This is a genomic window from Pseudomonas allokribbensis, from assembly GCF_014863605.1.
Lineage (GTDB): Bacteria > Pseudomonadota > Gammaproteobacteria > Pseudomonadales > Pseudomonadaceae > Aquipseudomonas > Aquipseudomonas allokribbensis.
Map to the genome: position 1 here is coordinate 3697524 of NZ_CP062252.1, position 16988 is coordinate 3714511.

11 protein-coding genes are annotated in these 16988 nt (G+C 59.6%); 2 read left to right on the forward strand and 9 right to left on the reverse strand.

All coding sequences use genetic code 11. The annotated features are described in order from the left end of the window. Positions 1–16 precede the first annotated feature (16 nt). Both IF199_RS16775 and sohB read right to left on the reverse strand, forming a co-directional pair. A complete protein-coding gene (locus tag IF199_RS16775) occupies positions 17–4897 on the reverse strand; it encodes a dermonecrotic toxin domain-containing protein (RefSeq protein ID WP_192558154.1) in 4881 nt (1626 codons plus the stop codon). Positions 4898–5090: 193 nt separating this feature from the next. Next, positions 5091–6113 carry a protease SohB gene (sohB, locus tag IF199_RS16780; protein WP_102621767.1) on the reverse strand — a complete coding sequence of 341 codons (1023 nt, stop codon included), beginning with the start codon at positions 6111–6113 and terminating at the stop codon, positions 5091–5093. 205 nt (positions 6114–6318) lie between these two features. Here sohB and IF199_RS16785 point away from each other — a divergent pair, with 205 nt between their 5' ends. Then, a complete protein-coding gene (locus tag IF199_RS16785; protein WP_192558155.1) occupies positions 6319–7029 on the forward strand; it encodes a histidine phosphatase family protein in 711 nt (236 codons plus the stop codon). 48 nt (positions 7030–7077) lie between these two features. Further along, positions 7078–7395 carry an SCP2 sterol-binding domain-containing protein gene (locus IF199_RS16790; RefSeq protein WP_085730743.1) on the forward strand — a complete coding sequence of 106 codons (318 nt, stop codon included), beginning with the start codon at positions 7078–7080 and terminating at the stop codon, positions 7393–7395. A gap of 52 nt (positions 7396–7447) precedes the next feature. Here the strand turns inward: IF199_RS16790 and IF199_RS16795 are convergent, their stop codons facing one another. From IF199_RS16795 to IF199_RS16825, 7 genes are all read right to left on the reverse strand, one after another. After that, complete coding sequence (locus IF199_RS16795) at positions 7448–9031, reverse strand: ABC transporter ATP-binding protein (protein ID WP_192558156.1); 1584 nt, start codon at positions 9029–9031, stop codon at positions 7448–7450. A gap of 1 nt (position 9032) precedes the next feature. After that, positions 9033–10055: an ABC transporter permease gene (locus IF199_RS16800; RefSeq protein ID WP_102621770.1), complete on the reverse strand. Its 1023-nt coding sequence runs from the start codon at positions 10053–10055 to the stop codon at positions 9033–9035. Next, a complete protein-coding gene (locus IF199_RS16805; protein ID WP_192558157.1) occupies positions 10049–11119 on the reverse strand; it encodes a microcin C ABC transporter permease YejB in 1071 nt (356 codons plus the stop codon). Before IF199_RS16805 ends, IF199_RS16800 begins: the two co-directional genes overlap by 7 nt. After that, positions 11106–12956: an extracellular solute-binding protein gene (locus tag IF199_RS16810; protein ID WP_192558158.1), complete on the reverse strand. Its 1851-nt coding sequence runs from the start codon at positions 12954–12956 to the stop codon at positions 11106–11108. Before IF199_RS16810 ends, IF199_RS16805 begins: the two co-directional genes overlap by 14 nt. Before the next feature lie 114 nt (positions 12957–13070). Then, a complete protein-coding gene (locus IF199_RS16815) occupies positions 13071–15725 on the reverse strand; it encodes a TonB-dependent receptor (RefSeq protein ID WP_192558159.1) in 2655 nt (884 codons plus the stop codon). A 119-nt stretch (positions 15726–15844) separates the two neighbouring features. Next, positions 15845–16348, reverse strand: a complete 504-nt coding sequence (locus IF199_RS16820) for an RES family NAD+ phosphorylase (protein ID WP_192558160.1) — start codon at positions 16346–16348, stop codon at positions 15845–15847. Beyond that, positions 16345–16821 carry an antitoxin Xre/MbcA/ParS toxin-binding domain-containing protein gene (locus IF199_RS16825; protein ID WP_096819974.1) on the reverse strand — a complete coding sequence of 159 codons (477 nt, stop codon included), beginning with the start codon at positions 16819–16821 and terminating at the stop codon, positions 16345–16347. The genes IF199_RS16820 and IF199_RS16825 overlap by 4 nt, the downstream gene beginning before the upstream one ends. Between the last annotated feature and the right edge of the window lie 167 nt (positions 16822–16988).

Genomic DNA, 16988 nt, shown 5'->3' on the forward strand with positions numbered 1-16988 from the left:
GGCTCGGGGGCTCTGCTTATCCCTCTCTCGTTCCTAACCTGTTGGGCCCCGGTGTAACCGGCAAAGTCAGCCCCGGATGCCTCGCCAGTGCCGCGCTGGTCAGTTGTTTTCGCAGTTCCAGGCTTTCATTTCTGAAGTTGTCGAAGATCGTCGTCATTTGCTGACTGGCGGCCTCACGAGACAACCCGACCTGTGCCTCCAATCGCGAAAACGCTTGCGCACTGCGATCGAAAACGCTGGTAAATGCATCCTGACGTGTCGTCAGCAAATACTCCGCCCAGAACTCCTGCCTGCTGACCGACTCAGTCAGTAGCACCGTCTGCTCGGCCCTGACGACCTCCAGATACGCGTGATCGATCTGCGCGTCAGTCATCTCGGTATCCAGAGGCATATTCAGCTCTGTGGGTTGTGCTGGCAACGCCAGGCGCTGTGCCAGTCTCACCCGGTAAATCAGGCTGACATCCAGCGCCTGACGTTGAGTGAAGGTCCCTGAGCGGGAACGCCGCGCAATATCGAGCAACGCTTGCTTTTCCACCTGCTGCAAACGGAACAATCCGCGCAACAGACGGACCAGGTCGCCTTCAAGTGTCTGTGTACCGGTACGGGCCGCTGCCGCTGCCCGATAACACAGAACCCTGACCTCCAGATCGCTGAACAGCCCCGCAACATTGGGGGCACTGACCCAACCTGACCGGGCCATGCGAAACAGCGCCCGACGCAACGAATCATTCTCGCAGGCTGCCTCCAGCACATTCCACACCCGCTGCCCGAGCTGTTCGCGGGTTCGGGAGTAATCGGCCGTTTCACGCAGTTGCATGAGCACTTCAAAAAAATCCCGGGAGTCCGGGGCAGCCGACAGCGATGACAGCACCTGCTTCGCCCGGCCGATCTCCACCGCCGGCAGGCCGTTGACCCACCCGGCCCCCTCACGATCACCCGCCAATCGTACGGTGTGGGTGTACTCGGTGATGAGCACGCCGAGGCTTATACCTTGTGACTGTTGGTACGCAGCGATGTCTTTGAGGCTTGCCGCCGACAGCGGGTTGCCATCGATCGTGGTGCCCCGGTTCAGTACCGCGCGGGAGGTGAACACGGACGACGGGATATCGACGATCTTGTTGTTGCGCAAATCGAGAGACTCCAGATGCGCGAGCCCATCGGTGTTCCCGGGCCATTCGCTGATGCCGGTGTCACGCAGGTTCAGATGGCGCAAACTGCGCATCGTACTGACATCAGGCGTCCGCCCCAAAGTCGAGTTGAACCCAAGGTCCAGCGTGCGCAAATGCTGCTTGCCACCCAGTTCCTGCATCGATCGCTCGGTCAGGCGAATGCGGTTATTGCTCAGATCCAGCCCGGTCAGCGCCGGCATATCGCCGATCGCAAGAGGAATGCGCGTCAACCCGTTCCCTGACAGATTCAGCACCCGCAATCCGGAAAAGTTACGCAAAAATGTGTTCAACCCCGCACTGGCGCCAACGCCACTCATCTCCAAAGCGGTGATGTGGGCAAAATCACCAACGAGGGTCGGCATTTCCCCCAGCGGCGCTGCATCGAATGTCAGACGGTAGGTCGGATGACCCGAGTGCACGGAGTGGCGGGTTTCCTTGCGCCAGGCGCGCAAAATGGCTTGCATTGCCCGAGCCTTGCTATGGGTAGGCACCTTGATTCTCGGCCCCTCCTCTTCCTGATAATACGTATCGCGGTGAATCCAGCGCTCCAGGGTTTCGACCATCGTCCGGTATTGCTCGCGCAGCCGCTCCAGCGATCTGATGACCAAGACTTCGTCGGTGCCCAGCGAGGTCAGGAAACGTTTGAGCTGCGCGGGGGATTGGGCCGGATACAGCTCCTGCGCCCGACGTATGAGCACGGGAGATGTTCCCGATGCAGAACTCGAAGGAGCCGACTGCTGGACGAAGGCTTGCTCGATCCGACGATCCGCCAGGCCCATGGGTGAACGGTAATCGGCGCTCACCGGTTCAATTCCCAACACCTTGGCGAATGCCTCGCGCCGCTGCAGTGCCGAAACAGTGATTTTCTGCCGCAAGCCAGTGCCGTCGATGTCCTTGTCGACCCCGATGGCCTTGCGACTGTGGGCCGGCAAGCTTTCCCACAACGTCTGGAAAAAATTCGCCCGGGTGCGCGTCGGCTGACTGGAGATGACCGTGTGACGCGTGTCCTGGCCCTGATAGCGCTCGGCGTAGGCTTCGATCAGCACTTTGTGCGCGGCGTCGCTCGGGCCGATGGTTGCCCGCTGATCGGCATACACACCCCAATCCAGAATTTCGACAAACACATCGCCAGGCCAGCCGGGCAAATGGGTCAACGTGTCGAGTATCAGCATGTCGGGATCGCGCCCGCAGGCCGCGTCCAGGTACAACCCCTCATAGGCCCGGTTCAGACGCTGGATCTGCTGATAGCGCCGCGCCTCTTCGGCCAGGCGCAGCGGTACAGTGTCGGATTCCAGCTGCTCCCACTCGCGCGCATCGGCATGTTGCACCAGTTCGTCGACAACACTGGCTGAAAGCCCCGGAAATGCCTTGACGATCGGCTCGTTTCTGGAAAGTTCGCAAATGTCGGCTCGCCGGAACAGCCGATCCATCATCGCCATGCGCATGCGCGGTGCCAGCGCGGCAATGTGACTGGCCAGTAGCGCCGTCTGGTTTTTCTGCTCCACGGTAACCGAACCCAGCAAACGCAAACGTTCACTGTCATTGAGCGCTGCCAACAGTGGTCTATGGAACAGTCCCTTGCTCAGCACGTCCTCACTGATTTTCACCTGACGGGCCGCATTGCCTGCGCCATAGCGCGCCACTTCGTCGCCGGTGACGTCCTCCACAATAATTGCCATGTCTCGTGGCCAACGACCTGCCCCCGTCAGCAAATACAACTGCAGATCGGCGTCTGCCATGGGGGCAGACGCCGGTAAAGCCATCTGCTCCATGAACAACCCGACGTCGGTATCTGCGCGAAAACGCCTTACAGAATCCGACAGCGCCGCCATCGGCTTGCCGCGCTCGACAAACAGCTGCCGCATAACCGCCTCATCGATGCCACTGGCCGCGATGATTTGCAGCGCACGAGTATCTGAAACCTTCTCTTCCCGGAACCCCAAACGACGGAACAGGGTCAACGAGCTCCATTCGTGAGGCAACTCGGAATCGTGACGCCAGGCGCCCGCACCGTTGGTCTCAAGTAAAGGAGAATAGCGTTCGGGCAACTGCGGGTCATGCACCTCCCACAAGCCGGTGCCGGTTACCGGACGCACCGCGTACGCATCGGGCCCCAGCGGCAAATAGCGCTTGTCTGCGCGCCAGACCAACCCTTGTGCGTCGGCAGCAAGGTTGCTCGGCAAGGATTCACGATGACGGTAAGCCGTCATGTCCGGATTCCAAAGTCGATGCGACATCGCGCCAACCGGGACGCGCCGCAACCCCTGCATGAAACTCGACGAGCGTACGAGTCTATAGGCCTCGCCGGTGGCCACACCGCCGGCGGCGAAGCTCGCCATGAGGATCAGGTTCTCAAGGGTGTCAAACAGACAATCGGCGGCACGCTCCTGATCGCCGTGAGCCCAGCTGTCGATGCCCTCGTAAATCTCGCCGAGCAATTGCAGCCCGGCAACGGCGCACAGGACTTCACCGAGCACCGGCACAAAGGAGACAAAAAACAACAGCGTATTCAGTCCGATGGCTTTGTAGGTGTCGAGCCTGGCCAGGCGGGTTTTCTCATCCTCATCGTCGGTGGGCACCACCAACAGACGAGTGTCGGCCCGCACCTGCGCCGCGCGGTGCTGGAAGATGGCCAGAAACAGATCCCGTTTTGCGTCACCTTCAAGATCGATGCCTGTCAGCGGCAGATAGGTCGAACTAATGGGAAACTGGTTCGGCCTGGCATTCAACAACCGCACACTCAGTCCGGTCAGGAAAAGCGAGCGATCTTGCATCGGAAGAAATCGCATGAAAAAACGTCGGAACTCGGAATTGCGTAAACGCCCGCTCAGCTCAAGCTCGAATTTCTGGAACGACGCATACTCTTTCAATGGATGATCAGGATCGCCCGGCATATAGATCACACAACGGTAATCGTCTTCCTCTGGCTCGTCGATCAGGCCGATGAACATGGCGCCTCGAAGTTGCACACCGAGCATTTCAAGACTTTGATAGCCGAGCGTGTTTTTGCCCAGTTTGATCGAGGACTCCGAGTTCTTGACCGACTTGAGCATCCGGTAAACATCGGCGCTTATGTGACCACGCATGTAGGCGATATGCCGATCAACATCGAATTGATCCCTGGAATAAGCGACAGATGTTTCCTGCAAACTGGCGAGTTGAGTGTCGCTACCAAAAAAACCTTCCACATGTTTCTGGTATTGCTTGCCAAGATCCAGGTATCGGCAAAGTCTGGCGAACTCATGGGGCTGTATCGGCAAAACCTGGTTGGACCGCCCCGTTACTTTCTGTGGAATGTAGAGCAAAGAGCTCTCGTGATAGCTGCTGGCCAGGGTTTCAGACAACTCGAAATTTTCACAGGCGGCCGTCAACAGATCGCGATCGATCGGCAACACCAGTTTCTTTCGCAGCCCCAACAGACTTGACGTTGAGCGTACATGCTGAAAAATCGCCCCATCGACTTCGAAGGGCTCGCCCATTTTCTCAGCCATGGCCTTGGCCAGAAGGGGTGTGCAAAAGCTCTGTGGGGATTTTAGCGTCCGCAGTTTTTCCAGCGCGGCATGGCGTGATTTGAAACTGGCCTTGAAACTTTCATAGAGATCATTGCGCGCGGCCTCTGATGATTCAAGCAGCCAGGTGGGCATCCGTTTTTTATACAACTCAAAGAAGACACCCTGTTGAGCTGGCGTCATGTCGGGCAAATTTGATCGATTCTTTTCAACATCCATGTTTAACAACTCTCATCCTGAAGTGAATATTCAGAATAAAGTTGAAACAACGCTCAATACAGCGCGATTAGTTGATGTATTTCCGACCAAAATAACAACATTATGCGACGATAAAATACCTATATACCGCGGTGTCTTACGATAAGTGTGTTTCACGCTCGCGAGGCTGAAACCTCACGAGCGTACGCAACACTTACCAGAATCGTTGCTGGGTCAGCCGGCTCCACCAGCTCAGCAGCACGCGATCCACCGAGCCGCTGGCCGCCATGCCAATACGCTCCTGCAGGCTTTTGCGTTCGGCGTAGTGCAGGTGATAGACCTCGGACTGTTTGGCCCGCTCGGCCAGGTATTCGTCACTGGTCTTGAGCTCATCCACCAATTGCTTTTCCAGCGCCGCGATGCCGAGCCAGACCTCGCCCGTGGCCACTTCGTCGATCGCCAGTTGCGGGCGATAACGGGCGACGAAGTTCTTGAACAGCTTATGGGTGATGTCCAGATCTTCCTGGAATTTCTCCCGGCCCTTCTCGGTGTTTTCGCCAAACACGGTGAGGGTGCGCTTGTATTCGCCAGCGGTCAGCACTTCGAAATCGATGTCATGCTTTTTCAACAGGCGATTGACGTTCGGCAGCTGCGCAACCACCCCGATCGAGCCAAGAATGGCAAACGGCGCGCTGATGATCTTCTCGCCGATGCAGGCCATCATGTAGCCGCCGCTCGCCGCGACCTTGTCGATGCACACGGTCAACGGCACGCCGGCTTCACGGATGCGCGCCAGTTGCGACGAGGCCAGGCCATAGCTGTGAACCATGCCGCCGCCACTCTCCAGACGCAGGACCACTTCATCCTTCGGTGTAGCCAGGGTCAGCAGTGCGGTGATTTCGTGGCGCAGGCTTTCGGTGGCCGACGCCTTGATGTCGCCATCGAAATCCAGCACGAATACCCGCGGCTTGGCGTCCGGGTTCTTCTTCTGTTTCTTCTCGGCCTTGGCCTCGCCCTTGCGCAAGGTCTTGAGCTGATCCTTGTCGAGCAGGGTCTGCTCCAGGCGCTCACGCAGGCCTTTATAGAAATCATTGAGCTTGTTGACCTGCAACTGGCCCGCAGACTTGCGTCGGCCCTTGCTGCGCAATGCAGCAAAACTGGCCAGCACCACCAGAATCGCGATGACCAGTGTCACGGTCTTGGCCAGGAAACTGGCGTATTCAGTCAAAAACTCCACAGTGACTCCTTCAAACGATGCGCAATTGCTTAACACGCGCGGGATACCCCCAGCATACCCATGCACTGCTGCGTCGGCCAGCCGTGAAACCTCTGGAAACAGGCCTGTAACGGGCATTTCAAACAAGCGTATGTTTTTTCATTGACAGCTCTCCGCCATCCCCATAACCTCGCCACAACCTTCAACGTACCGGGATGACGCGGACGTGGGCAGCATCTACTTGATTCGACATGGCCAGGCCTCCTTCGGTGCAGACGACTATGACGTCCTGTCGCCGACCGGTGTACGCCAGGCAGAGATCCTCGGCCGTCACCTCGCCGAGCTCGGCGTCAGCTTCGATCGCTGCCTGTCGGGCGATCTGCGCCGTCAGCAACACACGGCCAACAGCGCGCTGGAACAGTTCGCCGCCATCGGATTGCCGGTTCCGGCTCTGGAAATCGATTCGGCCTTCAACGAATTCGACGCCGACGCCGTGATCCGCGCCCTGCTCCCTGCCATGCTGCCCGAAGAACCCGAAGCGCTGGAGATCCTGCGCAACGCCGCACAGAACCGTGGCGAGTTCCAGCGCATCTTCGCCCTGATCATCGAACGCTGGCTGGCCGGCACCTACGACACGCCGGGGCTGGAAAGCTGGCTGGGCTTCGTCGAACGGGTCCAGGCCGGGCTGAACCGCCTACTCGATCAGGCCGACAACACCCAGAAAATCGCAGTGTTCACCTCGGGTGGCACCATCACCGCCCTGCTCCACCTGATTACGCACATGCCTGCACGGCAGGCCTTTGAACTGAACTGGCAAATCGTCAACACCTCGCTCAACCAGCTGAAGTTCCGCGGTCGCGAGGTGGCTCTGGCTTCCTTCAACAGTCATGCACACCTGCAACTGCTGAAGGCCCCGGAACTCATCACTTTTCGCTGAGTCCGGATTACTGTGACCCTGCTGCAATCAACCAAAAAGGATCGAACCATGACCTCCGTAGCTGATGCCGTAAAAGCAATGCAAGCCAAGTTCAACCCAGCCGCTGCTGCCGGTCTGGATCTGATCTTCGGTTTCAACATCACTGACGAAGACAAGCACTACGCCCTGATCGTCAAAGACGGCACTTGCGACATCCAGGAAGGCGAAAACGCCGACGCCAACTGCACGCTCGTGCTGGACAGCGAAACCCTGAAAGGCATCGTCAGCGGCGAAACCGACGGCATGCAAGCCTTCATGGGCGGCAAGCTGCGCGTTGAAGGCGACATGATGCTGTCGATGAAACTGTCCGAGCTGTTCCCGGCATAAGTCGGCAGCCAGACTGCAAACAAATCCCGCCCCTGTGGCGGGATTTGTCGTTTCAGGCGCTCGAACCGGCAAACGAAGCCGCCAGCAACTCCCTCGTATAAGGGTGTTTTGCCGAGCCGAACAACTCGCCCGTCTCCCCTCGCTCCACCACCTCGCCATCCTTCATCACGATCAGGTCGTGGGCCAGTGCCCGCACTACCGCCAGGTCATGACTGATGAACAGATACGTCAGACCGTGCTCCTCCTGTAACCGGCGCAACAGCGCGACGATCTGTTTCTGCACCGTGCGATCCAGCGCCGACGTCGGCTCGTCGAGCAGGATCAGATCCGGCTTGAGCACCAACACCCGGGCGATGGCGATGCGTTGCCGCTGCCCGCCGGAAAACTCGTGGGGATAGCGATGACGTGTCGCCGGATCGAGGCCCACCTCCCGCAAGACATCAATCACGGCCTGTTCACGTTCCCGCGCATTCATGTCGCTGTGCACCTGCAAACCCTCGGCGATGATCTGCTCCACGCACAAGCGCGGACTGAGGCTGCCGAACGGATCCTGAAACACCACTTGCAGGCGTTTGCGCAGCGGGCGTAGCTGCTTTCCGCTCAGGCCTTCCAGCGCCGTGCCTTCGAAACGGATGCTGCCGTCAGCCTCGATCAGCCGCAGGATCGCCTGGCCGAGGGTGGACTTGCCGGAGCCCGACTCACCGACAATCCCCAGGGTCCGCCCCCGTTGCAGGCTCAGATCGATACCGTTGACCGCGTGCAGATACGACTTTGGGCGCAGCCAGCCGCCACCGAGTCGAAAGCGCACGTTGAGATCGCGCACTTGCAACAATTCCTCCGCCTTGTCCCGACACAGCGCCATGCCGCCGGGTTCGGCGTTGAGCAATTCAATACTGTAGGGATGCTGCGGTGCCCGGAACAATTGCTCGCAAGTCGCCTGCTCGACGATCTCGCCGCCGCGCATCACCGCAACTCGCTGGGCGATGGTGCGTACCAGATTCAAATCGTGGCTGATGATCAGCAGCGCCATGCCCAGGCGTTGTTGCAGCTCTTGGAGCAATAGAAGAATCTTGCGCTGCACGGTGACATCGAGGGCGGTGGTCGGCTCATCGGCGATCAGCAATTGCGGCTCACATGCCAGTGCCATCGCGATCATCACTCGCTGCCGTTGCCCGCCTGAGAGCTGATGCGGGTAGGCCTTCAGACGCTCGCTCGGGCGTTGAATGCCCACCAGCTCCAACAACTCCAGAATCCGTTTGCGCGCCGCCGCGCCCGCCAGGCCTTTGTGCAGCGCCAGGCTTTCGCCGAGTTGCCGCTCGATGCTGTGCAACGGGTTGAGCGAACTCATCGGCTCCTGAAAAATCATCGCAATGCGGTTGCCGCGCAATTGCCGCAGATAGCGCTCGTGCACACCCAGCAACTCTTCGCCGCCATAACGAATGCTGCCGTCGATCTTCGTGATGTTCGGGTCCAGCAGTTGCAGAATGCTGTGGGCCGTCACCGACTTGCCGGAACCGGACTCCCCCACCAGCGCCAGGCATTCACCCGGACGGATATCGAGGTCGATGCCGTGGACCACTTCCTGGCCTTTGAAGGCAACCCGCAGGTCGCGTATTTCGATTAAATGTTCACGCATATCAAGTCCTGGGGTCGAAGGCATCACGGCACGCTTCGCCGATGAATACGAGCAATGAAAGAATCAGCGCGAGTGCAAAAAACGCTGTCAGGCCCAGCCACGGCGCTTGCAGATTGGTCTTGCCCTGACCGATCAATTCACCCAGCGACGCACTGCCCGCCGGCATGCCGAAGCCCAGAAAATCCAGCGCAGACAACGTTGCGATGGCTCCGGTGAGAATGAACGGCAGGTACGTCAGCGTCGCGCTCATGGCGTTGGGCAGAATGTGCCGCACGATCACCTGCGCATCGCCGACGCCCAGTGCCCGCGCCGCTTTCACGTACTCGAGCCCACGGCTGCGCAGAAACTCGGCGCGCACCACATCCACCAGGCTCAGCCAGGAAAACAGCGCCATGATGCCCAGCAACCACCAGAAATTCGGCTCGACGAACCCGGACAGAATGATCAGCAGATACAACACCGGCAGCCCCGACCAGACCTCCAGCAAACGCTGTCCGATCAAGTCGACCCAACCGCCGTAGTAGCCCTGCAACGCACCGGCGGCGATGCCGATCAACGCACTGGTCGCGGTCAGTGCCAAGGCAAACAGCAGTGACACCCGCGTACCGAAAATCACCCGCGCCAGCACATCCCGCGCCTGATCATCAGTGCCCAGCCAGTTCTCACCGGTGGGCGGGCTCGGTGCCGGTTCCGTGAGGTCGTAATTGACCGTGTCGAAACCGAAGGGGATCGGCGCAAACCACATCCGCCCGCCCTGCCCCTCGATCAGCTCGCGCACCTGGGCGCTGCGATAGTCGGGCTGAAACGGCAACTCGCCGCCGAAATCCTGTTCGGTGTAACGCTTGAACGCCGGAAAATACCAACCGCCCTGGTAGCTCACCAACAGCGGTTTGTCGTTGGCGACCAGTTCACCGCCAAGGCTCAATCCGAAGAGTGCGAGAAACAGCCACAACGACCACCAGCCGCGCCGATGAGCCTTGAACCGCGCCCAACGGCGCTGTCCGATGGGAGATAACGTCAGCATCGGGCGGTCCTCGCAGAGAAGTCGATACGCGGGTCGACCAGCGTGTAGCACAGGTCGCCCAGCAGTTTTATCAAGAGTCCGAACAGGGTGAAGATGAACAGCGAACCGAACACCACCGGGTAATCCCTCGACACCGCCGCCTCGTAACTCAGGCGCCCGAGACCATCGAGGGAAAAAATCACCTCGATCAGCAGCGAGCCGCCGAAGAACACGGTCACCAGCGCCTGAGGCAACCCGGCGACCACCAACAGCATCGCGTTGCGAAACACGTGTCCGTACAACACCTGACGCTCACTCAAACCCTTGGCCCGGGCCGTGACCACGTACAGCCGGGAGATCTCGTTGAGGAAGCTGTTCTTGGTCAGAATCGTCAGCGTTGCGAAACCACCGATCACCAACGCGCTGACCGGCAACACCAGATGCCAGAAGTAATCCGCCACCTTGCCCCACGGCGTCAGCTCGGCGAAGTTGTCCGAGACCAGCCCGCGCACCGGAAACCAGTCCAGCGCCGTGCCGCCGGCAAACACCACGATCAACAACAGGGCGAACAGAAAGCCCGGCATCGCGTAACCGATGATGATCGCCGCGCTGCTCCAGACATCGAACGCCGAACCGTTGTGCACGGCCTTGCGGATGCCCAGCGGGATCGACACCAGATAGGTGATCAACGTCGCCCACAGCCCCAGCGACAAGGTCACCGGCAATTTCTGCCAGATCAATTCCGTCACCGTCGCGCCACGAAAGAAGCTCTTGCCGAAATCCAGCTGTGCGTAGCTCTTGAGCATCAGCCACAAACGCTCGCTGGCGGGTTTGTCGAACCCGTACTGACGCTCGATATCGGCCACCAGTTTCGGGTCCAGGCCACGGGTCGCGCGGGACTCGCCGCCAATGGTTTCGACATGACTTGCACCCACTGCCCCACCGACACCGATCCCTTGCAAACGGGCGATGGCTTGCTCGACCGGACCACCGGGCGCAGCCTGCACGATCACGAAGTTCACCAAAAGAATAGCCAACAAGGTCGGCACGATCAGCAGCAGACGCCGCAGGCTATAACCCCACATGGGCCAACTCCTTTTGCTGTTTTAGCGCCTGAGTGGCGGTCAACGCCGTCGGACTGATTTCCCACCAGGTATCCAGGCCAGCGTCGTACAGCGGCGCAATCGCCGGCCGGCCGAAACGGTTCCACCACACCGTGGAAATACCCGGTGGGTAATAGTTGGGAATCCAGTAGTAGCCCCACTGCAACACCCGGTCCAGCGCACGGGCATGGCGCAACAGACTCGCGCGGCTGTCGGCCTGTACCACGCCTTCGAGCAGCGCATCCACCGCCGGATCACGCAGCACCATGTAGTTGTTGGAACCCGGATCATCGGCGCCGTCGGAGCCGAAGTAATTGAACATTTCGCGCCCTGGTGCCTGACTCACCGGATAACCGACGACGATCATGTCGTAGTCGCGATTGCGCACGCGGTTGGTGTATTGCGCGGTGTCGACCTGACGAATATCGAAGCCGATGCCGATCTGCGCCAGGTTGCGCTTGAACGGCAGCAACAAGCGCTCGAAACCTTTCTGGCCGTTGAGAAAAGTGAATTGCAGCGGCTCGCCGGCAGCGTTGACCAACTGATCACCACGGGGTTTCCAACCGGCAGCCTCCAGCAGTTTCAGCGCCTGCAACTGTTGCGCGCGGATGTTGCCGCTGCCGTCGGTGCGCGGCGCCTCGAACACCTGACTGAACACCTCATCGGGGATCTTGCCGCGCCAGGGTTCTAGGATTTTCAGTTCTCCGGCGTCCGGCAATTCAGTGGCTGACAGCTCGCTGTGGGAGAAGTAACTGCGCTGGCGCAGGTACATGCTGCGCATCATCTGCCGATTGCTCCATTCGAAATCCCAGAGCATGGCGATCGCTTGGCGCACCCGGCGATCCTGAAACATCGGTTTCTGCAGGTTGAACACGAAACCCTGAGCGCCTTGAGCAGCACCGGGAGCGAGGTGTTCACGCAGCAACTTGCCCTGCTCCAGCGCTGCGCCGGCATAACCGATGGTGTAACTGGTGGCGGAGAACTCGCGGTTGTAATCGAAGCCGCCGGCCTTGAGCACTTGCCGCGATACGTCGGTGTCGGCGAAGAACTCCACACTCAATTGATCGAAGTTGTAGAGCCCGCGACTGATTGGCAGATCCTTGCCCCACCAGTCCTGAACCCGCTGGAATTTCACACTGCGACCGGCATCCACGGCGCTGACCCGATAGGGGCCGCTGCCGGGCGGAATCTCGAAACCAGCGCCTTCGGCAAAGTCCCGGGTGCGCCACCAATGCTCGGGCAGCACGGGTAGCACCGCCAGATCCAGCGGCAACGTGCGGCTGTCGTTGTTCTTGAACACGAAGCGCACCTGGGTTGGCGACTCGACCTGCACTTCGGCGACATCCCGAAACTGCTGCCGATACTTCAGGCTGCCCTGGGTGGTGAACAGCTCGAAGGTGTAGCGCACGTCTTCTGCTGTGATCGAAGTGCCGTCATCGAAACGCGCCGCTGGATTGAGATAGAAGCGCACCCAGCGCCGATCCGTGTCCAGTTCCATGCGTTGCGCCACCAGGCCGTAAACGCTGTAGGGCTCATCCTTGCTGCGATAAGCCAGTGGCGCGTAGAGCCAGCCATCGATCTCTGCGACGCCGGTGCCTTTTTCGACGTAGGGAATCAGGTGATCGAACGGACCGCTTTCCAGCGAAGAACGCCGCAGGCTGCCGCCCTTGGGTGCGTCGGGGTTGGCGTAGGCCAGGTGCTGAAAGTCCGGGGCGTACTTCGGGGCCTCGTCGTAGACCGTGAGGGCATGTTGAGGCTGCGCAAATATCGCCGGGCTCAGCACAAGACATACGCCCAGCAAAGTGAGTCTGGAAAACATGGGCAGATCCTTTAACCGCGTACCTGCCTACCTTTGATGTGCAGCGGGCAGGCATTTTTTATAGGGCCAGTTTTAGAACGATCGGTTACTAAAACCGGCACCGACTGGTCACTCTCAGAACTTGTAGTTGACCCGCGTGAACAGCGTCCGCCCGAACGGATCGCCGTATTTCGGGTCGTAACCGCTCTGGAACGTGTAGGTCTGATTGCTGAATGGCGGCTCGCGGTCGAACAGGTTTTTCACCCCCAGCGTCACGGCCAGGGTCTTGCGCCAGGTGTAGGTGCCGGCCACGTCCCAGACGTTGTAGGAGCCAACGTAGTCGTGGGTCTCACGATCCGAGTCGTGATAACCGCTGGTGTAGCGGTTGGTCAGGCTCGCGCCGAACGGGCCGTAGTTCCAGCTGCCGGTCAGGCTGTGACGCCAGCGGGCCACGGCACCGGCCGAAGCAAAGTCGCCGCCGCGAAAATCGCCGAGTTTGTCGATGTAGTCGCCCTTGAGTTGCTGCTGATACTCGTAACGACTGACATAGGTCCCTTGCAGACCGATGCCGAAATCGCCGTAGGACGTGCTCGGCAGGCGATAGTCGAAGCTCACGTCAACGCCGTTGGTCTTGATCTTGCCCAGATTGGCAAGCCCCGTGACGACGTGATCGATGGAGCCATCAGGCTTGCGGATCAAACGATCCGGGTACAGTTCCGGGTTTTCGAAGACCGCCGACTCGGGAAACTCGGCGATCTGGTTGGCGATGTTGATCCACCAGAAATCCAGCCCGGTGGTCAGGCGATCGAACGGCTGATACACGAAGCCGAGGGTGACGTTGCGCGCCGTCTCCGGGCTCAGGTCCGTGTTGCCGCCCGTGGTCCGGTTGAACTGCTGGGCGCAGTCACGGTTGGCGATCCCGCCGTTGCTCGGATTACCCCCGGCGCACAGGCGCGGGTCGTTGTAGTTGGCGTTGGTGAAGGTGGTGAAGTTCGGGTTATAGAGCTCATACAGCGACGGCGCGCGGAAACCTTCGCTATACGCGCCGCGAACTACCAGCTCCTTGAACGGCTGGAAGCGGAACGAGTATTTCGGGTTGGTCGTGCTGCCGAAATCGCTGTATTTGTCGTGGCGCACGGCGGCGGACAGTTCCAGGCTGTCGAGCACCGGCACGTTGACCTCGGCGTACTGCGCCGAGACGCTGCGGTCCCCGGTGACGCTGGCATTGGGGTCAACGCCCAGGCTCTGCACATCGGCCGCGAACTGGGCGAAATCCTGATGGAAGTCTTCCTTTCGGTACTCGCCACCCAGTGCCAGCGCCGAAGGGCCTGCGCCAAACCAGTCACCGATCTCGCGGCTGACACGGCCATCAATGGCCTTCACCCGACCGACAGCTGTTCCGTAATCGCCGTCCACCGCGTTGGCCGCCAGCAATGCGGAACCTGCAGCCGTCTGCGGGCCGAACGGGTTGATCACGCCATTGGCAATGCCCTGGCTGACAGCCCGGTCGTTCACATAACCGCTACGGATGGTATTGACCACTTTGTTCTGGTTGTACGAGGCACCGACGTTGTAGTCCCAACCGACGAGCGTGCCGTCGAAGCTCAGCAGCAGGCGCTGACCCGTGTTGTCGTCCTCATGCTGGCGAGCACCGACAGCGGTTTCGCGCCAGTTCACGTCCACCGGCTGCGTTGGATCAAGGGCAAAACCGCTCGGCCCCGGGGTGATGCCGTTGCCCGGATAAAACGTAGTACCAGGATTGACCTGATTGCCCATCAACGTACCGGGGCCGATCTGGGTGCGGTTTTCGTTGCGCGCCCAGAAGTATTCGAGGCTGACGTTGTGATCGTCCGACAGCTTGCCCGTGGCTTTGGCGAAGGCCGACGTCTTTTCGGTTTCCGGCACCAGATCGAGGTAATTCCACAGGCTCTGGCGGCAGATACCGTTACGCGACAGCAGGCCCGGTGCATTGCAACCGGAACCGGCCAATGGGTTGGTGGCGTTGCTGCCCTGGCTCCAGTTGGCCGGCGACGCCGTGCCGGAGGTGTAATCCAGCCCTCGCCCCGGCTGGTAGTTGTAGGTGTAGGCGCGATCTTCGGCGGCCAGCCGTTGCTGCTTGTCGTAACTCACAACACCGAAGACGTTGAAGCGATCGTCCTGCAAATCTCCAAAACCCCAACTGCCGCTGAAGTTGCGGCTTTCACCGCCACCGGAATGGGTCGGCGTGTCGTAGTTTGTGCTGATCTGACCTTCGGTGAGGCTGGTCTTGGTGATGAAGTTGATCACCCCGCCGATGGCATCGGTGCCATACAACGCGGAGGCCCCGTCGCGCAGCACTTCAACCCGGTCGATGGCGGCGAACGGGATGGTATTGAGGTCCACACCGGAGCCGTTGATGGCGTTGGTCGCGTTGTTGCTCAAGCGTCGACCATTCAGCAACACCAGGGTCTTGTTCGGGCCAATGCCTCGCAGGTCAGCGTAAGACGCCCCGCCGCTGCTCGAACCCACCGAACGTCCGGAACCCACGGAAGACTGGTTGGCAGAAATGCGATTGACCAGCTCTTCTGTGGTCGTCACACCTTGCTTCTGCAATTCTTCGACCCGGAGGATGGTGACCGGCACCGCTGTTTCGGCATCGACCCGGCGGATCGCGGTACCAGTGACTTCAACCCGTTGCAGTTGGGTGGTCGGTTCTGTAGCACTGCTGTCGGCGGCAATCGCCGGCAATGTGTTGATCGCCAGCAGCAAGGCCAGGCTCAACGGGGATTTAACGGGTGAAAATCGAATCATGAACAGCCATCCCTGCGTTTTGGTTTATGCAGGGATGTGCGATGGCAGATGGCGATTTATAGGGCGCGATTTAGACCGTTGGGTGCTGAGGTTATGCAAAAAAAAGGCATGTGGATTGCTCAGGCCAGTTCTGCATCCCTCAGCAATCGTGTATCCAGCCCGAACCGCTCTTGCGAGACCATCCTGAATTGCCCTTCCGCCAAATCGCAGCTCACCAGCAAGTTCCACGAATGCCGGGTGGCTGCCGAGGGGATCAGTACGAACGGATGCTCGGCGAGCAATGCATCGGCAAAATCCTGCTGGTTAGGCGAAGACTGTGCCGGGCTCATCCAGTAAGGGTTGGGCAGCTCCTCGGGTTGCACGATTTTCACAAGTGCCTCACTGATCACCTCAAAGCACGTCAGCACATAGGGACTTTTATCCAGTGCGTTAAAACTCCCATGAGCTGCCACCTCCAGAATGGCGGTAGAGGGATCGATCGAGGCATAAACGACACGCCGGCCGGGCCGGTTCCATCGGCCACCCTGCAGTTCCGAACCAATACCGCTGTCCCAAGTGCATCGATAAACCTCAGGGTCCAGCCGCCACGCATACCAACGGTCGTCCCAAGGCAACGGGTTCATTGATAAACCCCGTATTTGATTCGGTGCAGATAAGCATCGACCGATTGATACCCCAAAGAGCTCTCAATCAATGCGACGGGTCTGTAACCGTTTAACCATTTGGTTGCCTTGTTCAACCATTCCTCGGCGCTCGACTGATCGTGGAACACCTCGATGGCGGACTCCAGAGCGTGCGCATACTGGAAGGCGATCATGCTCTGCTGGCGGCTCAGGCGCGTAGGCTCGTCGCTGTTAAGCAAGCGCCGTACGGTTCTGACGGACCTTCCGGTGATGAGCTGCACAAGTTCGCTTTCCCGGTACAGCTCAGACGTTGAAATCATGTTGACGACGTCGCGCAGATCAAAGCCTTCCAGCGCATAACGGATGATGTACATGGTGTCCCTGTCCCATATCCGGCCATGCAGCAACAACTCCACGGGTTTGCCCTCGACTCTCTTCAGCCCGGTGAGCCGGGGTGCTTTTGTCTGGGGCATGGGAGCACCCTCCGTAGGGCACCTGGCGTGATCGGCACGCCAGAAATCACGAGGGGAATAAGTAGAGTCTTCGTGCTCGAGATGTGCGGTTCGCATAATCCATCCAATGTCAGGGGCCCGAGCGTTCAGGCCGGTCAGTGACTTCATGTCACGACCGATGCTATAGA

Bases quoted from the DNA above. Each gene is read 5' to 3' on its own strand.
- IF199_RS16775 (WP_192558154.1), bottom strand. From the start codon at position 4,897: ATGGATGTTGAAAAGAATCGATCAAATTTGCCCGACATGACGCCAGCT.
- IF199_RS16790 (WP_085730743.1), top strand. From the start codon at position 7,078: ATGACCTCCGTAGCTGATGCCGTAAAAGCAATGCAAGCCAAGTTCAAC.
- IF199_RS16795 (WP_192558156.1), bottom strand. From the start codon at position 9,031: ATGCGTGAACATTTAATCGAAATACGCGACCTGCGGGTTGCCTTCAAA.
- IF199_RS16800 (WP_102621770.1), bottom strand. From the start codon at position 10,055: ATGCTGACGTTATCTCCCATCGGACAGCGCCGTTGGGCGCGGTTCAAG.
- IF199_RS16805 (WP_192558157.1), bottom strand. From the start codon at position 11,119: ATGTGGGGTTATAGCCTGCGGCGTCTGCTGCTGATCGTGCCGACCTTG.
- IF199_RS16810 (WP_192558158.1), bottom strand. From the start codon at position 12,956: ATGTTTTCCAGACTCACTTTGCTGGGCGTATGTCTTGTGCTGAGCCCG.
- IF199_RS16815 (WP_192558159.1), bottom strand. From the start codon at position 15,725: ATGATTCGATTTTCACCCGTTAAATCCCCGTTGAGCCTGGCCTTGCTG.
- IF199_RS16820 (WP_192558160.1), bottom strand. From the start codon at position 16,348: ATGAACCCGTTGCCTTGGGACGACCGTTGGTATGCGTGGCGGCTGGAC.
- IF199_RS16825 (WP_096819974.1), bottom strand. From the start codon at position 16,821: ATGCCCCAGACAAAAGCACCCCGGCTCACCGGGCTGAAGAGAGTCGAG.